This window comes from Nocardia sp. NPDC006044, assembly GCF_042871115.1.
GTDB lineage: Bacteria > Actinomycetota > Actinomycetes > Mycobacteriales > Mycobacteriaceae > Nocardia.
Genome location: NZ_JBIAID010000002.1, coordinates 498,191 through 521,423, shown reverse-complemented (window position 1 = coordinate 521,423; position 23,233 = coordinate 498,191). Strand labels below are relative to the sequence as shown.

General features: G+C 69.8%; 1 protein-coding gene (only partly in view). It reads left to right on the top strand.

Annotated elements, in window-relative coordinates; all coding sequences use genetic code 11:
- A protein-coding gene (locus tag ACFYO1_RS20020) for a non-ribosomal peptide synthase/polyketide synthase (protein WP_387232891.1) crosses the window boundary here: on the top strand, nucleotides 1–23,233 show its 3' portion. 20,447 nt of this gene lie to the left of the window's left edge; the window shows 23,233 of its 43,680 coding nt (coding positions 20,448–43,680); its start codon lies off the left edge, out of view; the stop codon is at nucleotides 23,231–23,233.

Here is a 23,233-nt window from a genome sequence, read left to right as displayed (position 1 = left end):
AGACGTGCCCGAGTCGCTGCGCGGCTTCGGCTGGATCCCGGCCGCCGAGCTGGGCGCGCTGGGCGGGGCCTACGACGCGGACATGCCCGCGATGGCGCCGCTGGACATCAACGCGATCGTCACCGGCGACAAGCTGACCGCGAACATCGGCTACCCCTCGACCCTGCTCGACGCCGCCGCCGTCCGCGAGTTCGGCGAGCTGTGGACGACCGCGCTGGAAGCGGTTGCCCGGCACGCCAATTCGACCGGCACGGGCGGTCACACGCCGTCCGACTTCGCCCTGGTGCGCAGCACGCAAGGCGATATCGACGGGTGGGAGCGGCGCTTCCCGAACCTGGCCGACGTCTGGCCGCTGTCCGCGCTGCAGGCCGGTCTGCTGTTCCACGCCAGGCTCGCCGCCACCTCGGTGGACGTGTACACCGCGCAGGCGGTGCTCACCCTCACCGGACGGGTGGACGCGGCCCGGTTGCGTTCGGCCGCACAGGCTTTGGTCGACCGCTACGAGAACCTGCGCACCGCGTTCGTCACCGATCGCGACGGCAGCCCGGTGCAGGTGGTCCTGGACAGCGTCCGGGTCGCCTGGTCCGAGCACGACCGGATCGAGCAGGGCAACGGTGACGACCTGATCGCCGCGGATCGCACCGAGCGTTTCGATCTGACCGAGCCGCCGCTGATCCGGTTCACCCTGATCCAGGTGGCGCGCGACCGCTGGCAGTTCGTGGTGGCCAACCACCACATCCTGCTCGACGGCTGGTCCATGCCGCTGCTCATGCAGGACCTGCTGGTGCTCTACGCGGCGCACGCGGACACCAGCGTGCTGCCCGCCGTGCGGTCCTACCGGCACTTCCTGGAATGGACGGCGCAGCAGGATCATTCGGCCTCGGTCGCGGCGTGGGCGAACGCGCTGCGCGGGGTCACCGAGCCGACACTGCTGGCCCGGCCGGATGCCGGACGTGAGATCACCGCGCTGTCCGGGGAGTACTTCTTCGAGCTCGGCGAGCAGGCCACCGCGCGGCTCACCGCGCTGGCCGGTTCGCTCGGCGTCACGCCGAACACCGTGCTGCAGACCGCGTGGGGCATCCTGATCGGCCGGATGACCGGCCGCGACGACGTGCTGTTCGGTACCACGGTGTCCGGGCGCCCGGCGGATCTGTCCGGCGTGGAGTCGATGGTCGGCCTGTTCATCAACACCGTGCCGGTGCGGGTGCGCTTCGACCCGGCCGAGTCCGCGCAGCAGCTGCTCGCCCGGACCCAGGGCGAGCAGGCGGATCTGCTCGATCACCACTACGTCGGCCTCGCCGACATCCAGTCCGCCGCGGGTATCGGCGGGCTGTTCGACACGCTCGTGGTGTTCGAGTCCTACCCGGTGGATGCCGAGGGGCTGCAAGCGCAGGCCTCCGACATCGACGGCATGGCGGTCGTCGGCCTCGACGCGGCCGATGCCACGCACTACCCGCTGACGCTGATCGCCCAGCTGGACTCGAAGCTGCGGGTCCGCGCGGGCTACCTGCGTGACCTGTTCGACGAGCAGACCGTGCGGCGCATCGCCGATCGCCTGATCCGGGTGCTGACCGCGATCACCACCGAACCGACGGTGCCGGTGGGCGATATCGAGCTGCTCGACGCCACCGAGCGCGAGCTGGTGGTGGCCGGTTGGAACGACACCGCGCACGAGGTGGATTCGGCCGCGACGCTGGTCTCGATGTTCTACGACCAGGTCGCGCGCACACCCGAGGCGACCGCGCTGAGCTTCGAGGGGACACATCTGTCCTACGACGAGTTCGCCGGTCGGGTGAACCAGCTGGCCCGCTGGCTGATCGCCCGCGGTGTGGGCGCGGAATCGTATGTGGCGCTCGGTATGCGGCGCTCGATCGATCTCGTCGTCGGCATGTACGCGGTCGCCGTCGCCGGTGGCGCGTACGTGCCGCTGGATCCGGATCATCCGGCCGAGCGCACGGAATACATTCTGGCCACGGCAGATCCGGTGTGCGTGCTGACCTCGGGTACCGACCTGGACATCGATACCGCACAGGTGCGGATCGACCTGCTCGATCTGAGCGGGTTGTCCGAGGCCGCGATCACCGACGCGGATCGCCGGTCGCCGTTGCGCCCGTCGAACACCGCGTACGTGATCTTCACCTCCGGTTCGACCGGTCGGCCCAAAGGCGTCGGCGTCGCGCACGCGGCGATCGTCAACCGCCTGGTATGGATGCAGTCCGCTTACCAGCTGAACGCCGCGGACGCGGTGTTGCAGAAGACCCCGGCCACGTTCGACGTGTCGGTGTGGGAGTTCTTCTGGCCCTTGCAGATCGGTGCGCGACTGGTGGTCGCGAAGCCCGACGGGCATCGGGATCCGGCGTACCTGGCCGAGGTCATCAGTGGCGAGCGGATCACCGTCACCCACTTCGTGCCGTCGATGCTCGCCGTGTTCGTCGCCGATGGTGCTGCGGCGCAGTGCGATTCGCTGCGGTTGGTGTTCGCCTCCGGTGAGGCGCTGCCGCCCAAGCCGGCGCATCGCCTGCGGGAGCTGACCGGTGCGGCGCTGCACAACCTCTACGGTCCGACCGAGGCCGCGGTCGACGTCACGTTCCACGAGGTCATCGACTCCGACACCGACACGGTGCCGATCGGTGCGCCGGTGTTCAACACCCAGGTGTACGTGCTGGATTCGCGGCTGCGGCCGGTTCCGGTGGGCGTCGCGGGTGAGCTGTATCTGGCGGGCACTCAGCTGGCCCGCGGGTATGTCGCGCGCCCGGATCTGACCAGCGACCGGTTCGTGGCCAACCCGTACGGTGCCACCGGCGAGCGCATGTACCGCACCGGTGACCTGGTCGCGTGGAGCGCGACGGGCGAGCTGGAGTACCTGGGCCGCACCGACTTCCAGGTGAAGCTGCGTGGTCTGCGGATCGAGCTCGGTGAGATCGAGACGGCGCTGACGGCGCTGGACGAGGTCGCCCAGTCGGTGGTGGTGGTCCGCGGCGATCAGCACACCGGCGATCAGCTCGTCGCGTATGTCGTTCCCGCGCCGAACGTCCGGGTGGACACCGAGCTCCTGCGCGAGGACCTGGCCGAGCGGCTGCCCGCGTACATGGTGCCGTCGGTGGTGCTGGTGCTCGACGCGTTCCCGCTCAACGCCTCCGGCAAGCTCGACCGCAAGGCGCTGCCCGCGCCGGTGTTCGAGGCCGCGGTGTTCCGCGCGCCGACCACGCCGGTCGAGGAGATCGTCGCGGCGACCTTCGCCGAGGTGCTCGGCCTGGATCGGGTCGGCCTGGACGACGATTTCTTCGCGCTCGGCGGTAACTCGCTGACCGCCACCCAGGTCGCCGCGCGGCTGTCCGCCGCGCTGGACGCCGACCTCGGGGTCCGGGAATTGTTCGAGGCGTCCACGGTGGTCGCGCTCGCGGCCCGGGCGGAGACCCATACCGGCGCCGGTGCGCGGGCGGCCCTCGCGCCGCAGCAGCGACCCGACCGGGTGCCGCTGTCGCTGGCGCAGCAGCGCATGTGGTTCCTCAACCGGTTCGATCCGGACTCGGCGGTGGACAACATCCCGGCCGCGGTGCGGCTGTCCGGTCTGCTGGACCGGCAGGCGTTGCAGATCGCCGTCGCCGACGTGCTGGCCAGGCACGAGTCGCTGCGCACCTTCTACCCGGAGGTGGACGGGGCCGCGCATCAGGTGACCGTGCCCACCGCCAAGGTGATCCCGGATCTCGCGCCCTTCGACGTGACCGAGGCCGAACTGCCGCAACGGCTTTCCGAGCTGGTGCTGACTGCGTTCGACGTCACCACCGAGGTCCCGTTCCGGGCCAGATTGTTCGAGGTCAGCCCGACCGAGCACATTCTCGCCCTGGTGGTGCACCACATCTCGGCCGACGGCTTCTCCATGGGCCCGCTCACCCGGGATGTGATGACCGCCTACGGCGCTCGCGTCGAGGGCGGCGAACCCGCTTGGCGGCCACTGGAAGTGCAGTACGCCGACTTCGCGCTGTGGCAGCGTGCCGTCCTCGGCGACGAGGACGATCCGGAATCGGTGATCGCCCAGCAGATCGCGTACTGGTCGAACTCGCTGGCCGGACTGCCCGATCAGCTCGACCTGCCGACCGACCGGCCACGGCCCGCGGTCGCCTCCGGTCGCGGCGCGACGCACAGCTTCGAGATCGACGCCGAAACCCACGCCAGGCTCACCGAACTCGCCCGCACCCGGGGCGCGACGCTGTTCATGGTCACGCATACCGCGCTGGCCGTGCTGCTGGCCCGCCTCTCCGGCGAGGACGACATCGCCATCGGTACCCCGGTGGCCGGTCGTGGCGAGCGCGCGCTCGACGACCTGATCGGCATGTTCGTCAACACGCTGGTGCTGCGCACCCCGATCGACAGCGGCGCGACGTTCACCGACCTGCTGCGCACGGTGCGCGCCACCGATATCGCGGCGTTCGGACACGCCGACCTGCCGTTCGAGCGGCTGGTCGAGATCCTGAACCCGGCCCGCTCGCAGGCGCGGCATCCGCTGTTCCAGGTGCTGCTCTCGTTCCAGAACCTCGGCCAGAACAGCCTCGAACTGCCGGGGCTGACGGTCAGCGGCGTCGAATTGCCGATCGACACCGCGAAGTTCGATCTGCAACTGACGCTGTCGGAGAAGAACGCGACGCACGCGGCGAACGGCGCGCACGCGGCGCCGGCCGGGATCAGCGCCGAATTCATCTACGCCACGGATCTTTTCGATCCGGAGACGATGGCGGAGCTCGGACAGCGGTTCACCCGCCTGCTGGGAGCGCTTGCGGCGGAACCGGATCGGCCGATCGGCGATATCACGCTGCTGGACGAGCGGGAGACCGAGCAGGCGCTGCGCGCCTGGAACGACACCGCGCGTGATCTCGGTGCGCCGAGCACACTGGTCGCCGAGTTCGCGAACCAGGCCGCGGCCACCCCGGACACCATCGCGGTCGTAGATCCGACCGGCAGCTCGCTTACTTACGCCGAGTTCAGCGCTCGCGTGCATCGGTTGGCGCACAAGCTGATCGAGGCCGGCGTCGGCCCCGAGTCGCTGGTCGCCCTCGGCCTGCGGCGCTCGGTCGACCTGGTGGTCGCCGCGTACGCCGTGCACGAGGCCGGCGGCGGTTACGTGCCGCTCGACCTCGACCAGCCCGCCGATCGGGTGAATTACGTACTGGATTCAGCGGATCCGGTGTGTGTGCTGACCACGTCCCGCGACGCGTTCGAGGCCGACGGGCGGACCGTGCTGTCGATCGACGAGCTGGACCTGTCCGGCTACTCGGACGAGCCGGTCACCGACGCTGATCGGATCGCGCCGCTGCTGCCGCAGCATCCGGCGTATGTGATCTTCACGTCCGGCTCGACCGGTCGCCCGAAGGGCGTCGCGGTGCCGCACGCCGCCGTGGTCAACCAGATCCGCTGGATCACCGGCGAATACGGCATCGGCGCCGACGACATCGTGCTGTTCAAGACGCCCGCCACGTTCGACGTGTCGGTGTGGGAGCTGTTCGGTCCGATGACCACCGGCGGCCGCATCGTGGTCGCGAGTGCGGACGGGCATCGCGATCCGCAGTACCTCGCGGACGTGATCGCCGCCGAACGCGTCACCATGACCTCGTTCGTGCCGTCGATGCTCACCGTGTTCGCCGGCAATGTCGACGTCACCGGTGGCAGCGACGCGCTCGCCTCGCTGCGGACGCTGTTCGTGGCCGGTGAGGCGTTCACCGCCGAGGCGGTCGAGGCGATCCGGCGGGTCAGTTCGGCGGAGCTGTACAACCTCTACGGTCCGACGGAATTCACCGTGCACGCCACGCACGGCCCGGTGGCCGAGGACGTCACCGGCGCGGTGCCCATCGGTCTTCCGGTATGGAACGCCCAGGCCTACGTGCTGGATGCCCGGCTGAAGCCGGTGCCCTCCGGTGTCGCCGGTGAGCTGTATCTGGCCGGCGCACAGCTGGCGCGCGGCTACTTCGGCCGCGCCGACCTGACCGCGGATCGCTTCGTGGCCAACCCGTTCGGCGCCGGCGGCGCCCGGATGTACCGCACCGGTGACCTGGTCACCCGCGACGACACCGGCGCCATCGTCTACATCGGCCGCACCGACTTCCAGGTGAAGCTGCGCGGCCTGCGAATCGAACTCGGCGAGATCGAAACCGCGCTCACCGCACACGATTCGGTGGCCCAGTCGGTGGCCATGGTGCGCTCGGACGCGCATACCGGCGACCAGCTGGTCGGCTATGTGGTGCCGGCCGGCGGCGCGACGGTGGACGTGGACGAGCTGCGCGCCCACCTGTCCGGCCGCCTGCCGTCCTACATGGTCCCGGCCGCGCTCGTGGTGCTCGACGCCATGCCGCTCAACCCGAACGGCAAGCTGGATCGGCGCGCGCTGCCCGAACCCGCCTTCGAGGCAAGGGAATTCCGCGCCCCGTCCACCCCGATCGAAGAGATCGTGGCGAACACCTTCGCCGAGGTGCTCGGCCTCACCGGCACCGATGGCGAACGCGCCGTCGGCATCGACGACGACTTCTTCGAACTGGGCGGCAACTCGCTCATCGCCACCCAGGTGGTCGCCCGGCTCGGCGCGGCACTGGACACCCGCGTCCCGGTGCGGATGCTGTTCGAGGCGCCGACCGTGGCATCGCTGGCCGCCCGGATGGAGGTGCACCAGGGCACCGGGCGTCGCCGCGAACTCGTCGCAGGACCGCGTCCGGCCCGGATTCCGCTGTCGCTCTCCCAGCAGCGGATGTGGTTCCTCAACCGGTTCGACACCGACTCGGCGGTCAACAACATCCCGCTGGCCGTGCGGCTCACCGGCTCGCTCGACACCGACGCGCTGCGTCAAGCGGTCGCCGACGTGGTCGACCGGCACGAGGTGCTGCGCACTGTCTACCCGGAAACCGCCGACGGCCAAGGCGTTCAGGTCGTGCTGCCCGCCGGGCAGGAAACCATCGACCTGACCCCGATCGAGGTGTCCGAGACCGAAATCCAGGACCGGGTCAGCGAATTGGTGCTGACCGGCTTCGACGTCACCGCCGAGGTGCCGGTGCGCGCCCAGCTGTTCCGGGTGGCCGGGTCGATGGACGGCTCGCAGCCCGATACGCACGTGCTGGTCTTCGTGGTGCACCACATCTCCGGCGACGGCTGGTCGGTCCGGCCGCTGGCCCGCGACGTGATGATCGCCTATGCGGCCCGCTCGCGCGGCGACGCCCCGGCCTGGCCGCCACTGCCGGTGCAGTACGCCGACTACGCGCTGTGGCAGCGGGAAACCCTCGGCTCCGAGGACGATCCGTCCTCGCTGATCGCGCAGCAGGTCGCCTACTGGTCCGCCGGCCTGGCCGGGCTGCCTGATCAGCTCGACCTGCCGTCGGACCGCTCACGGCCCGCCGTCGCGTCCAATCGCGGTGGGGTGTACGAGTTCTCGCTCGACGCGCAGCTGTTGCGTGAGCTGAACGCGCTGGCCAGAGAGCACGGCGCGAGCCTGTTCATGGTGGTGCACGCCGCGTTCGCCGCGCTGCTCGCCCGGTTGTCCGGCAGCGACGACATCGCCATCGGCACCGCGGTCGCGGGTCGCGGCGAGGCCGTGCTCGACGACGCCATCGGCATGTTCGTCAACACCCTCGTGCTGCGTACCGAGGTCGATCCCGCGGCCACGTTCGCCGGCCTGGTCGCCCGCACGAAGGATCGCGACCTGGCCGCCTTCGGGCACGCGGACCTGCCGTTCGAGCGTCTGGTCGAGATCCTCAACCCGGCCCGCTCGCAGGCCAGACACCCGCTGTTCCAGGTCATGCTGTCGTTCCAGAACACCGGGGAGGCCTCGTTCGAGCTGCCCGGTCTCGAGGTCGCCGGGGTGCCGCTGGACGTGGTGACGGCCAAGTTCGATCTGCACCTGAGCCTGTCCGACCGGTTCGACGCCGAGGGCTCGGCCGACGGCATGACCGCCGAATTCGCCTACGCGACGGACATGTTCGACGCGGACACGATCGCCCGGGTCGCGGAACGGCTCGTCCGGCTGCTCACCGCCGTCGTCGCGGATCCGTCCGTGGCGATCGGCGATGTCGAACTGCTGGACTCGGCCGAGCACGCACAGGTCGTTGCGCGTTGGAACGACACCGCGCACGCGGTGGATGAGTCGGCGACGTTGGTGTCGATGTTCGAGGCGCAGGTCGCGCGGACGCCGGACGCGACCGCGTTGACGTTCGAGGGGACGGGTCTGTCCTATGCCGAGTTCTCGGCGCGGGTGAATCGTCTTGCGCGGCATTTGATCTCGCTGGGTGTCGGCCCGGACGCGATGGTCGCTCTCGGTATGCGGCGTTCGATCGACCTGGTCGTCGGTATGTACGCGGTCAGCGTCGCCGGCGGTGCCTACGTGCCGCTGGATCCCGACCACCCGGCTGAACGCACCCACTACGTGCTCGAGACCGCGCGACCGGTCTGCGTGTTGACCACCGCGCGCGATGAGTTCGATGCGGGTCAGACGGCTGCCGTTGAGATCGATGGCCTGGACCTGTCGAAGTACTCGGATTCGCCGGTGACCGATGCGGATCGTCGTGCGCCGTTGCGCCCGTCCAATACCGCGTATGTCATCTTCACTTCTGGCTCGACTGGTCGGCCGAAGGGTGTGGCGGTGAGCCACGGCGCGATCGTCAACCGCCTGGTGTGGATGCAGGCCGAGTATGACTTGCAACGTACCGATGTGGTGCTACAGAAGACGCCCGCCACGTTCGATGTGTCGGTGTGGGAGTTCTTCTGGCCCTTGCAGGTCGGCGCCCGCCTGGTCGTCGCGAAGCCGGACGGTCACCGTGATCCCGGCTACCTGGTGCAGGTGATCACCGAGCAAGCAGTCACCACCGCGCACTTCGTGCCGTCCATGCTCTCGGTGTTCGTCGCCGAGCAGCGCGCGGACGAATGCACCAGTCTGGTCAACGTTTTCGCCTCCGGTGAGGCGCTGCCCGCGGCCACCGCGCAGCGGATGCAGGAGCTGACCGGCGCGCGCCTGCACAACCTGTACGGCCCGACCGAGGCCGCCGTCGACGTCACCTTCCACGAGGTGGACGAGGCCGACGCGGTGTCCGTGCCGATCGGCGCCCCGGTGTTCAACACCCAGGTGTACGTGCTGGATTCGCGCCTGCACCCGGTGCCGGTCGGTGTCGCCGGTGAGCTGTACCTCGCCGGCGCGCAACTGGCTCGCGGCTATGTCGCGCGTCCGGAGCTGACCGCGGATCGGTTCGTGGCCAATCCGTTCGGCGCCGATGGTGAGCGCATGTACCGCACCGGTGACCTCGTCACCTGGACCGCGACAGGTGAGCTGGAGTACCTGGGCCGCACCGACTTCCAGGTGAAGCTGCGTGGCCTGCGGATCGAGCTCGGTGAGATCGAGAACGCGCTCACCACACTGGATTCCATCGCACAGGCCGTGGTGGTGGTGCGCTCGGACGACCGCCTCGGCGACCAGCTGGTCGGCTATGTCGTCCCCACCGCGGGTCAGGCGATCGACCTCGACGGCGTGCGCGCCGAACTCGGCGGCGAGCTGCCCGCGTACATGGTGCCGTCGGCCCTGGTGGTGCTCGAAGCGTTCCCGCTCAACGCCTCCGGCAAGCTCGACCGCAAGGCGCTGCCCGCGCCGGTGTTCGAGGCCAAGGTGTTCCGCGCGCCGTCCACCCCGATCGAGGAGATCGTCGCAGGCACCTTCGGCGACGTGCTCGGCGTAGCCAGGGTCGGCCTGGATGACGACTTCTTCGAACTCGGCGGTAACTCGCTGCTGGCCACCCAGGTGACGGCGCGGCTCGGCGCCGCGCTGGACACCCGCCTGGCGGTCCGCGACCTGTTCGAGGCGTCGACGGTGGCCGCGCTGGCCACCCAGGTCGAGCGCAATGCCGGGTCCGGCAGGCAGCGGCCGAAGCTGGAGACGGGGGAGCGCCCCGCGCGGATCCCGCTGTCGCCGGCCCAGCAGCGCTACTGGTTCCTCAACCAGTTCGACACGACCACTTCGGCGGTCGACAACATCCCGCTGGCCGTGCGGTTGTCCGGCGCGCTGGATGTCGCGGCGCTGGAGCAGGCGATCGGCGATGTGTTCGGCAGGCACGAGGTGCTGCGCACCACCTACCCGCGTTCCGCCGAGGGGCCGCACCAGGTGATCCGCCCCGCGGCGCAGTCCGCGGCCGCGCTCACCCCGGTCGATGTCACCGAGGCCGATCTGCTCAACGCGGTCATCGCGTTCGCGCTGACCACCTTCGACGTCACCGTCGAGGTGCCGCTCGCAGTGGCGCTGTTCCGGATCAGCGCGGACGAGCACGTGCTCGCGTTCACCGTGCACCACGTGGCGGCCGACGGCTCCTCGATGGGCCCGCTGGCCCGCGACGTGATGGCCGCCTATGTGGCGCGCGTGCAAGGCGATGTGCCGCAGTGGCTTCCGCTGCCGGTGCAGTACGCCGACTACGCGCTGTGGCAGCGCGCGGTGCTCGGTTCCGAGGACGACCCGCAATCCCTGGCCGCCCAGCAGGTCGCCTACTGGCAGAGCGCGCTGGCCGGGCTGCCGGATCAGCTGGAACTGCCCGCCGACCGGCCGCGCCCACCGGCGCAGTCGTTCCACGGCAAGGCGATTCGCTTCGAGATCTCCCCGGAACGGCACGCCCGCCTGCACGAGCTGGCGCGGGCCAACAACGCATCGCTGTTCATGGTGGTGCACGCCGCACTCGCCGTGCTGCTCTCGCGGCTGTCCGGCACCGACGACATCGCGGTCGGCACCCCGATCGCGGGTCGCGGCGAGCGTGAACTCGACGACCTGATCGGTATGTTCGTGAATACCTTGGTCTTCCGGACCAGGGTGGCGCCGGGCGACCGGTTCGCCGACCTGCTCGCCGACGTGAAGGAACGCGACCTGGAGGCGTTCGCCAACGCCGACGTGCCGTTCGAGCGCCTGGTCGAGGTGCTCAACCCGGTCCGCTCCACCGCGCGCAATCCGCTGTTCCAGGTGGGTCTTTCGTTCCAGAACCTGGCCGAGACCACCTTCGAACTGCCGGGTCTGTCGGTGAGCGCGGTCAACTTCGACTCGCAGCTGGCCAAGACCGACCTGCACGTCACGCTGTACGACCGCTACGCCGAGGACGGTACGCCGGCCGAGATCATCACCGAATTCGGTTACGCCATCGACCTGTTCGACGAGGACACGGTCCAGGGCTTCGCGGATCGCTTCGTGCGCGTGCTCGACGCCGTGGTCGCCGACGCCACCCTGCCGGTGGGCGAGATCGACCTGCTGGCCGAGGACGAGCACACCCGCATCCTCGGCACCTGGAACGACACCGCACACGAGGTCGACCGGGCCGCGACGCTGGTGTCGCTGCTCGACGCCGCGGTGGCCGCGACGCCGGACGCGGTCGCGCTCGTCGCCGACGAGCCCACCGGTCAGCAGGAGCTCGCCTACGCCGAGCTGGACGCCAGGGTGAATCGCCTGGCCCGCTACCTGATCCAGCGCGGCGTCGGCCCGGAGGACCGGGTGGCGCTGGCCATCCGCCGGTCCGCCGATCTCGTGGTCGCCATGTACGCGGTGGCGAAATCCGGTGCGGCGTATGTGCCGATCGATCCGGATCAGCCGGCCGAGCGCACCGACTACATCCTGGCTACCGCGGCACCGGTCTGCGTGCTGACCACCGGCCGGGACGGATTCCGTACCGCCGCAACCGAAACCGTGCAGATCGACGCGCTCGACCTGACCGTGCTCGCGCCGAGCCCGGTGACCGCGACCGAACGCCGCGGCACGCTGACCCCGGCGAACACCGCGTACGTGATCTTCACCTCCGGCTCGACCGGTCAGCCCAAGGGTGTCGCGGTGCCGCACGCCGCGATCGCTAACCAATTGCAGTGGGAGATCGCGACCTTCGGCCTCGGCGCGGACGACGCGATCCTGCTGAAGACCGCGGCCACGTTCGACCTCTCGGTGTGGGAGTTCTGGACCGCCGCCGCATCCGGTGGGCGCCTGGTGATCTCGGCGGCCGACGGCCATCGCGATCCGGCCTACCTCAACGAGTTGATGCGCTCGACCGGCGTCACCACGCTGCACGTGGTGCCGTCGATGCTGGACTCGCTGCTCACCGAATCCGCAGGCCGCCTGACGCCTTCGCTGCGCCGGGTGCTGGCCATCGGTGAGGCGCTGCCGGCCGCGACCGCGCAGCGGTTCCGCCGCGACAACGACGCCGAGCTCTTCAACCTGTACGGCCCGACCGAAGCCGCGGTGTCCATCACCAGCCACCTGGTCACCGACGCCGACGAGCTGTCGGTGTCGATCGGCGCGCCGGAATGGAACAGCCGCGTCTATGTACTCGACGCCAGGCTGCGGCCGGTGCCGGTCGGGGTCTCCGGCGAGTTGTACCTGGCCGGTGCGCAATTGGCGCGCGGCTACTTCGGCAAGCCCGAGCTGACCGCCGACCGGTTCGTCGCCGATCCGTTCGGCGCGGCGGGCGAGCGCATGTACCGCACCGGCGACCTGGTGGCGTGGGACGCCTCCGGGGAGCTGGATTACCGTGGCCGCACCGACTTCCAGGTGAAGATCCGCGGCTTCCGCATCGAGCTCGGCGAGATCGAGGCCGCGCTGCTGCGGCAGCCGGCGATCACCGCGGCCGCCGTGCTCGCGCACACCGATCCGAGCATCGGCGACCGCCTGGTGGCCTACGTGGTGCCGCGGTCCGGCCAGCTCGACAAGCGCGGACTGCAGGCCGCGCTCGCCGCCGAGCTGCCGTCGTACATGGTGCCCTCGGTGCTGGTTCAGCTGGACGCGTTGCCGCTCAACGCCAACGGCAAGCTGGACCGTAAGGCGTTGCCGCAGCCCACCTTCGAGAAGGCGGTGTTCCGCGCGCCGGTCACGCCGATCGAGCAGATCGTCGCGAACACCTTCGCCGACGTGCTGCGGATCTCGGATCGCGAAGGGGCGGAATCGAAGCGACTCGGCCTCGACGACGACTTCTTCGCCTGGGGCGGTAACTCGCTGCTGGCCACGCAGGTCGCGGCGCGTCTCGGTGAGGCGCTGAACACGCGGGTGCCGGTCCGGTTGATGTTCGAGGCCTCGACCGTCGCCGCGCTGGCGGTCCGGGTCGAGCAGCACGCCGACGCGGGCGGCCGCAGGGCGCTCACGGCAGGCCAGCGGCCGGACCACATTCCGCTCTCGCTCGCGCAGCAGCGCATGTGGTTCCTCAACCGGTTCGACACCCAGTCGGCGGCCTACAACGTGCCGATCGCGGTGCGGCTCACCGGTGCCCTGGACGTGGCCGCGCTGCGTGCCGCGATCGCGGACCTGGTCAGCAGGCACGAGATCCTGCGCACCATCTACCCGCAGACCGACAGCGGTCCGGTGCAGGTGATCCTGCCGCCGGCCCAGGCCGTGCCGCGGCTGGAGGTGCGCGTGGTCGCGCCCGCGCAGATCGAATCCGCCGTGGTGGCACTGACGTCGACGATGTTCGACGTCACCACCGAGGTGCCGATGAAGGTCGCGCTGTTCCAGATCGCCGGGGAGACAGCGGAATCGGAGGCCGGCTCTTCGGGTCGCTCCGCAGGCTCCGCTCCCGGGACACCGGACGTGGAATACGTCCTCGCCATGGTGGTGCACCACATCTCCGGTGACGGCTCGTCGGTCGGCCCGCTGACCCGCGATTTGATGATCGCCTACGCCGCCCGCTCGGCCGGCGAGGCACCGAACTGGGCGCCGCTCGAGGTGCAGTACGCGGACTACAGCATCTGGCAGCGCGAGCTGCTCGGCAGCGAGGACGATCCGGAGTCGCTGGCGTCCAAGCAGGTCGCCTACTGGCGCGACGCGCTGGCGGAACTGCCGGATCAGTTGGATCTGCCGTCGGATCGGCCGCGTCCCGCGGTGCAGTCCTTCGCCGGCGGCAAGGTCGAGCTGCGCATCGACGCGCAGACCCATCAGGCGCTGATCGAGCTGGCCCGCACCGAGGGCGCGACGCTGTTCATGGTCGTGCACACCGCGCTCGCGGTGCTGCTGGCCCGGCTCTCGGGCACCGACGACATCGCCATCGGCACGCCGATGGCGGGCCGTGGCGAGGCCGTGCTGGACGACCTGATCGGCATGTTCGTCAACACGCTGGTGTTCCGCAGCAGGATCGATGCGGGCGAGCCGTTCACCGAACTGCTTGCGCGGCAACGCGAGACCGACATCCAGGCGTTCGCCAACGCGGATGTGCCGTTCGAGCGTCTGGTCGAGGTGCTCAACCCGGTGCGCTCCACGGCGCGGCATCCGCTGTTCCAGGTGGGTCTTTCGTTCCAGAACCTGGCGCAGGCCGGGCTGGAACTGCCGGGGCTGACCGTGGCCGGCCTGGACATCGACACGGCGCTCTCGCAGTTCGATCTACACCTGATCGCGACCGACCGATACAGCGACGCCGGCGAGCCCGAGGGCATCACCGGGTTCTTCACCTACGCCACCGACATGTTCGAGCGGGACACGGTGCAGGGCTTCGTCGATCGGTTCGCGCGCCTGATCGGGGAGATCATCGCCGCGCCGCGCACCGCGGTCGGCGACATCGAACTGCTCGCGGACGCGGAGCGGACGCAGCTGGTGACGGGTCGCAACGCGACCGACAACGCTGTCGACTCGGCGGCAACGCTGGTATCGCTGCTCGACGCGTCGGTGGCGGCCGGGCCGAAGGAAGTCGCGCTGGTCACCGAGGACGGCGCGTCGATCACCTACGGCGATCTCGATGCGCGGGTGAATCGTCTTGCGCGGCATCTGATCTCGGTGGGGGTCGGGCCGGAGTCGCGGGTTGCTTTGGCTTTCCGTCGTTCGGTGGATCTGATCGTGGCGATGTATGCGGTGGCGAAGTCCGGTGGTGCGTATGTGCCGGTGGATCCGGCGCAGGCGGCCGAGCGGACGAGCTACATTCTCGAGACGGCGGCACCGGTGTGTGTGCTGACCAATGCCGATGCCGCGTTCAGCGCCGATGTCGCGCCTGTGGTGCGGATCGATGAACTCGATCTCGACGGACTGGACGCCTCGCCGGTCACCGACGCCGATCGCGTTTCGCCGTTGCGTCCGGAGAACACGGCGTATGTGATTTTCACGTCGGGTTCGACGGGTCGCCCCAAGGGTGTTGCGGTTTCGCATGCGGCGATTGCGAATCAGTTGCAGTGGAAGGTGACCGAGTTCGGTCTGGATGCGGCTGATGCGATTTTGCTGAAGACTGCTGCGACGTTCGATCTTTCGGTGTGGGAGTTCTGGTCGGCGGCGGTGTGTGGTGGCCGTTTGGTTATCGCCGCGCCGGATGGGCATCAGGATCCCGCGTACCTCAACGAGTTGATGGCTCGTGAATGGGTGACCACGCTGCATGTGGTGCCGTCGATGCTCGACGCACTCACCGCCGGTGACTTCCCCACCTCGCTGTGGCGGGTGCTGGCGATCGGTGAGGCGCTGCCGGGTGCGCTGGCGCAGCGGTTCGTCCGTGAACACTCGCGGACCGAGCTGTTCAACCTCTACGGCCCGACCGAGGCCGCCGTCTCGATCACCAGCCATCGGGTGACCAGGGCGGACGAGACCTCGGTGCCCATCGGCCTGCCGGAGTGGAACAGCCAGGTCTTCGTGCTGGATTCGCGACTGCGGCCGGTCCCTGCCGGTGTCGCCGGTGAGCTGTACCTGGCCGGTGCGCAGCTGGCGCGTGGGTACTTCGGTCGTGCGGATCTGACCGCGGATCGGTTCGTGGCCAACCCGTTCCAGACCGGTGCGCGGATGTATCGCACTGGTGACCTGGTGGCGTGGAAGGCCTCCGGTGAGCTGGAGTACCGGGGCCGCACCGATTTCCAGGTGAAGATCCGTGGTTTCCGGATCGAGCTGGGTGAGATCGAGGCCGCGCTGCTGGCGCTGCCGGAGATCGCGCAGACGGCGGTGGTCGCCAAGTCCGACCCGAAGACCGGCGATCGCCTGGTCGCGTACCTGGCGGCGTCGAACGGCGATGTCGATGTCGCACAGGTGAAGTCGGCGCTCATCGACGGCCTGCCGTCATACATGGTGCCCGCGGCGTTCGTGGTGCTGGATGCGTTGCCGCTGAACGTGAACGGCAAGCTGGATCGGAAGGCGTTGCCGGAGCCGGAGTTCGAGGCGCAGGCTTTCCGTGCGCCGTCGACGCCGATCGAGGAGATCGTGGCTTCGGTGTTCGCCGAGGTGCTCGGTGTCGATCAGGTCGGTGCCGATGACGACTTCTTCGGTCTGGGCGGTAACTCGCTGCTGGCCACCCAGGTCGCCGCCCGGATCGGCGCCGCGCTCGACGCGCGGGTGCCGGTGCGCACCCTGTTCGAGGCGTCCACCGTGTCCGGCCTGGCCGTGAAGGTCGAACAGCACGCCGGTGCCGGTGGCCGCCGCGCTCTGGTGGCGGGCCCGCGCCCGGAACAGATTCCGCTGTCGCTGGCGCAGCAGCGGATGTGGTTCCTGAACCAGTTCGACGTCGCCTCGGCGGTCAACAACATCCCGGTCGCCGTGCGGCTGACCGGCGACCTCGATGTCACCGCGCTGCAAGACGCGGTCGCCGACGTCATCGCCAGGCACGAGACGCTGCGCACGGTGTACCCGGAGCAGGGGCGTGCGGCGAGCCAGGTGATCCTGACCGCCGAGCAGTCGGTGCCGGACCTGACGCCGGAAAACGTTGCCGTCGAAGACATTCAGCAGCGGATCGTGGACGTGATCGCCGCCGGGTTCGATGTGACCGCGGAAATCCCGTTGCGGGCCAAGCTGTTCCGGATCAGCGACGGCGAATACGTGCTGGTCTTCGTTGTGCATCACATCAGCGCGGACGGCTGGTCGATGGGCCCGCTGACCCGCGACGTGATGCTCGCCTACGCGGCCCGCTCCAACGGGGTGCCGCCGGGCTGGGCGCCGCTGCCGGTGCAGTACGCGGACTTCAGCCTCTGGCAGCGCGACGTGCTCGGCTCCGAGGCCGATCCGGCCAGCCTGATCTCCCAGCAGGCCGAGTACTGGCGGGCCGCGCTGGCCGGCCTGCCGGACGAGCTCAACCTGCCCGCCGACCGGACCAGGCCGACCACCCAGTCGTTCGCCGGTGGCCGCGTGGTGTTCCCGATCGACGGCGAGCTGCACCGCAGGCTCACCGAGATCGCGCGGGAACAGAACGCGACCATGTTCATGCTGGTGCACGCCGCGCTCGCGCTGTTCCTGGCGCGGATGTCCGGCACCGACGACATCGCCATCGGCACGCCGATCGCGGGTCGTGGCGAGGCCGAACTCGACGACGTGATCGGCATGTTCGTCAACACGCTGGTGCTGCGCTCGCACGTCGAGGGCGACCTCACCTTCGGCGAGCTGCTGGCCCGGACCAAGGACGCGGATCTGCAGGCGTTCGCGCATGCCGACCTGCCGTTCGAGCGGCTGGTGGAACTGCTCAACCCGGAGCGCTCGACCGCGCGGCACCCGCTGTTCCAGGTGGCGCTCTCGTTCGAGAATCTGCCGGAGACGAGCTTCGAGCTGCCCGGATTGCACGTCAGCGCGGTCGATTTCGACGTCGACACGGCGAAGTTCGATCTGTCCCTGACGATTCGGGAAGCCGCCACCGCCGACGACGCGGGCATGTACGCCGAGTTCTCCTTCGCCCGTGACCTGTTCGACGACGCCACGGTCGAGGTGTTCGCGCAGCGGTTCACCCGCCTGCTCGAGGCCATCGCGACCGAACGCGACCTGCCGATCGGTGACCTGCCGCTGCTCGACGCGGACGAGTACGAACTGCTCACGCACGTGCACGGCGAAGACGTGATGGCCACCGGGCTGCTGCCGGATCTGTTGCAGCGCGGCGCCAAGCTGAACCCGGAGCAGATCGCGGTCCGCTACCAGGGCCGGTCGATCACCTACCGCGAGCTCGACGAGTACTCCTCGCGGCTGGCGCGGGTGCTGATCGAACGCGGCGTCGGTCCGGAACGCATTGTGGCGCTGTCGTTCCCGCGTTCCTACGAGATGGTCGCGGCGTTCTGGGCGGTGGCGAAGGCGGGCGGCGCGCACGTGCCGGTCGACCCGACCTACCCCGAAGACCGCATGCGGCACATGATCAACGACTCCGGCGCGGTCATCGGTATCACCGCGACCGAGCACGTGGATCGGCTGCCGCGCGACGTCGAATGGCTGCGCCTGGACGATCCGGCGCTCGGCGAGCTGATCGAGGCCAAGTCGCCGGACTCGGTGACCGACGCGGACCGGATCTCCTCGCTGGCCATGCGGCACCCGGTGTATGTCATCTACACGTCGGGTTCGACGGGTATGCCCAAGGGCGTCACCGTGACCCACGCGGGCATGGGTGGCCTGGTCGGTGTCGCTACCGACCTGTACCAGCTCGAGGCGCACCACCGGTTCCTGCACATCTGCTCGCCGAGCTTCGACCCGTCGGTGCTCGAATGGCTGTGTGCCGCGTACACCGGCGCGACGCTGGTGATCGTGCCGTCGACCATCATCGGCGGCCCGGATCTGGCCGAGCTGCTGCGCACGGAGCGGGTGACGCACACGATCATCACGCCCGCCGTGCTCGGCACGGTGGATCCGGCCGGCATGGAGGCGCTCGAAGTCGCCTCCGTCGGTGGCGATGTCACCACGCCGGAGCTGCTGGCCAAGTGGTACCCGGGCCGCAAGTACTTCAACGCCTACGGTCCGACCGAGACGACGATCATCTCGTCCTACGCGAGCCTGACCCCGGGCCGGCACGTCACCATCGGTCTGCCGGTGCGCGGCATGTCGGCGCTGGTGCTGGACAACCGGCTCAACCCGGTGCCGCCGGGCGTCGCGGGCGAGCTCTACCTCGCCGGTGGCGCGGTGGCGCGGGGCTACCACAACCGCCCCGACCTCACCTCTGAGCGGTTCGTCGCCAACCCGTGGAGCAACGAGGGCGCGCGGATGTACCGCACCGGTGACGTGGTGCGCTGGTTCGCCGAGCCGGGCGAGCGCGCGGGTAATGCCGCGGTGCCCGAGGTGCGCTGGGAACTGGACTACGTCGGGCGCTCGGACTTCCAGGTGAAGATCCGCGGCTTCCGCATCGAGCTCGGCGAGATCGACACCGTGCTCGCGGCCCATCCGGACGTCGAGTTCGCGATCACGCTCGGCAAGGAAACCGCGGCGGGCGCCACGATTCTGGTGTCCTATGTGCTCGCGGTGCCCGGCCACGAGATCGACACGGCCCGTCTGAGCGAGCACGCTTCGCGCAGCCTGCCGCCGCACATGGTGCCGTCGGCGATCATGGTGCTCGACGAGATCCCGCTGACCCCGGTCGGCAAGCTCGACCGCAAGGCGCTGCCCGAGCCGGTGCTCGCGCCGCGCGAGTTCCGGGCGCCGGCCAGCGAGGTCGAGGCGGTCATCGCCGAGGTGTTCGCCGAGGTGCTCGGGGTCGAGCAGATCGGCCTGGACGACTCGTTCTTCGCGCTCGGCGGCGACAGCATCCTCTCTATCCAGCTGGTGTCGCGGGCCAAGGCGCGCGGCGTGGTGTTCTCCCCGCGCGACGTGTTCGAGCGGCGCAGTGTGGCCTCGCTGGCCGAGGTCGCCACGCTCGGCGCGGGCACCGAACAGGTCACACTGGAGGAGCTGCCGGGTGGCGGGGTCGGCGAGATACCGCTGACGCCGATCATGACGCAGATCCTCGCGAGTGGCTCGTCCTACGACCGTTTCTCGCAGACGATGGCGCTGCGCCTGCCGGACGGCATCGACCGGGCGACGCTCGTCGGGACCATCGCGGCGGTGTTCGATCACCACGACGTGCTGCGGACTCGGTTGCGCCGCACCGACGATCAGTGGGCGTTCGAGGCGCTGGCGACCGGTGCGGTCGACGTGGATGCGCTGGTGCATCGGGTCGAGCTGGCCGCCGACGTGGACGACGCGGAGCTGAAGCGGGTTGGCAGCGCGGCGTTCGACGCCGCGCTCGGCCGCCTGGATCCGGCGAATGCCGTGATGGCGCAGTTCATCTGGTTTGCGTTCGACGCGGCGGGAGCGGAAGGCCCGGAGGAGGCAGCGCGCGTAACCACGGAGGGACCCGCGGACGCCGCCATTGGGCGCAGCGAGCGGCGGGATGTGCTGCTCATCGTCGCGCACCACTTCGTGGTCGACGGTGTGTCGTGGCGCATCCTGATTCCGGACTTCGCGGTGGCGTGGTCGCAGCTGGCCGCCGGTCAGCAGGTCGCGTTGCCCGCCAACGGAACCTCGATGCGGCGCTGGGCGCACAGCTTGGCCGAGGCGGCGACCTCGCCGCGGCGGGTCGCGGAACTGCCGTTCTGGCAGCAGGTTTCGACGACGCCGGATCCGTTGCTCGGGTCGCGTCCGTTCGATCCGGCGGTGGATACCTTCGCCACGGTCGAACGGGTCGAGGTCACGCTGCCCGCCGAGGTCACCGACGCGGTGCTCACCGCGATCCCCGGCCTCTACCGCGGCGGGGTGAACGACGGGCTGCTGTCCGCGCTGGCCATGGCGGTCGCGCGCTGGCGCGGCACCGGTTCCGCCGCGCTCGTGAAGCTCGAGGGACACGGCCGTGAAGAGGAAGTCGTTCCGGGCGCGGATCTTTCGCGCACGGTCGGCTGGTTCACCACGGCCTACCCGGTACGGCTCGATCTGGGCGGCGCCGATCTGTCCGACGCGTTCGCCGGTGGCGCCGCGCTCGGCGAGATCGTGAAGTCGATCAAGGAGCAACTGCTCGCGGTGCCGGACAAGGGGCTCGGTTACGGCCTGCTGCGGCACCTGAACCCGGCGACCGGCCAGCGGCTGGGTGCGGCGGGGCAGATCAGCTTCAACTACCTGGGTCGTATGTCGGCCGGGGAGATCCCCGAGCAGCTCGCCGAGATCGGCTGGGTGCCGGTGTCGGATCTCGGCCAGCTCGACGGCGACATGGATCTGGACATGCCCGCCAACGCGACGATCGACATCAACGCGATCGTCACCGACGGCGCGGACGGTCCCGAGCTGGGCGCGGCGTTCGCGTTCCCGGCCGGGCTGCTGAGCAAGGAGCAGGTGCAGGAGTTCGCCGACCACTGGGTGGCCGCGCTCACCGCGCTGGCCACGCACGCGAAGCGGCCGGACGCGGGTGGCCTCACCCCGTCCGACATGGCGCTGGTGCGGGTTCGGCAGACCGACATCGAGCTGTGGGAACGGAGCTACCCGGAGCTGTCCGAGGTGTGGCCGCTCTCGCCGTTGCAGTCGGGTCTGCTGTTCCACGCGATGATGACCCAGGCCACGGTCGACGTGTACACCATGCAGGCCGTGGTCGATCTCGGCGGCACGCTGGACGTCGAGCGGTTGCACGCGGCCGCACAGGGCATCATCGACCGCTACCCGAACCTGCGGACCGCGTTCGTCACCGACTCCGACGGGCAGGCCGTGCAGGTCGTGCTCGACCGGATCGAGGCGCCGTGGCGCGAGGTGGATCTCACCGCGCTGGCCGCGGATGAGCGGACCGCGGAGCTGCGCAGGCAGGTCGCGGCCGACCAGGCGACGCACTTCGACATGGCGACGCCGCCGTTGCTGCGGTTCACCCTGTTCCGCACCGGCGAGAGCCAGTGGCACCTGGCCATCACCACCCATCACATCCTGTTGGACGGCTGGTCGATGCCGCTGCTCATGCGGGATCTGCTGGTGCTGTACGCGGTTCGCGGCGATCAGGCCGCGCTGCCGCGGGTGGCCTCGTATCGCAACTTCCTCGGCTGGCTGGCCGGTCGGGACCGCGAGGCCTCGCTGCGCGCCTGGGCGACCGCGCTCGACGGGGTGAGCGAGCCGACTCAGCTTGCGCCGCAACCGCGTTCGGCCGAGCAGTACGAGATCGGCAAGCTGGTCACCGAGCTAGACAGCGACCGCACGCGCCAACTCACCAAGCACGCCGCCGAATTGGGCGTCACGGTGAACACGCTGGTGCAGGCGGCCTGGGGCATTCTGCTCGGACGGCTCACCGGGCGTGGCGATGTGGTGTTCGGCGCCACCGTCTCCGGGCGGCCGGCCGAACTGCCGGGCGTGGAGTCGATGGTCGGCCTGTTCATCAACACGCTGCCGGTGCGGTTGCGGATCGATGACCGCCAGACCATCGGCAAGCTGCTGGAGCGGTTGCAGCACGATCAGGCCGATCTGCTCGAGCACCACTACGTGGGGCTCACCGACATCCAGCGGGTGACGGGCACCGGATCGCTGTTCGACACGCTGCTGGTGTTCGAGTCGTATCCGATGGACAAGGAGGCTATTTCGGCCGCCAGCTCCATCGACGGCATGTCGGTGACCGGTGTCGGCGTCAACGACGCCACGCACTACCCGCTGACGCTGCTGGTGACCGCCGAGGCGACCATCGAGCTGACGCTCAAGTACTTGGGCAGCCGGTTCTCCGCCGACGAGGTGGAGATCATGTCCGCGCGGTTGGTCCGGGTGCTGGAGGCGCTGCTCGGTGATCCGGACGGACTCGTCGGCGACATCGACATCCTCGATGCCGGTGAGCGGGCCCGCCTGCTCGTCGAATCCGGGATCACCGCAGGCACTTCCGCGCCGGAGCCGGCCGGTCGCGTCGGCGCGCACACGGTCGCGAAGGTGCTCGCCGAGGTGGTCGAGGAGGATCCGGAGGCGCCCGCGCTGCTCGCCGACGGCGACGAAATCGCGTACCACGTCCTGGATCGACGCTCCTCGCAGCTGGCGCGGGTGCTCATCGATCGGGGTGCGGGGCCGGGCGACATCGTCGCGCTGGCGCTGCCGCGGTCGCTGGACGCGGTCGTCGCGGCCTGGGCGGTGCAGAAGGCCGGTGCGGCACTGCTGTTCGCCGGTGATCTCGCCGCCGACGACCTGGCCGGTGCCGGAGCCACCTTCGGCATCGGGTCGAAGTCGGTGCCGGACAGCCCGATTCGCTGGCTGGTCCCGGCGGACATGCAGGCCGACCTGGTCGCGGCGCCGTCGCACCCGGTCTCCTACGCGGACCGGGTTCGTCCGCTCGGCGAAGACCACCCGGCCTTCGTCGTCCCGACCGGCGACGGTGTCCTCGCGATCACTCAGACCGAGGCGCTCGCCCGGGCCGAGCATGTCCGCGAGGAGTACGGCATCGACTACGAGTCGACCACGTACACCACCGCCGCCTCCGGCCGCGCCGCCATGCTCGAGTTCCTGGCCTCCGCCACCGCGGGCGCCCTCTCGGTCATCCCGGCCGGCGAGGTCGCCACCGACCTCGCCGACGGCGAGGTCACCCACTGGTTCGTCACCCCGAACGAGGCGACGGACGCAGCGGACGCCGAGGTCAAGATCGTGATCGCGGAGTAG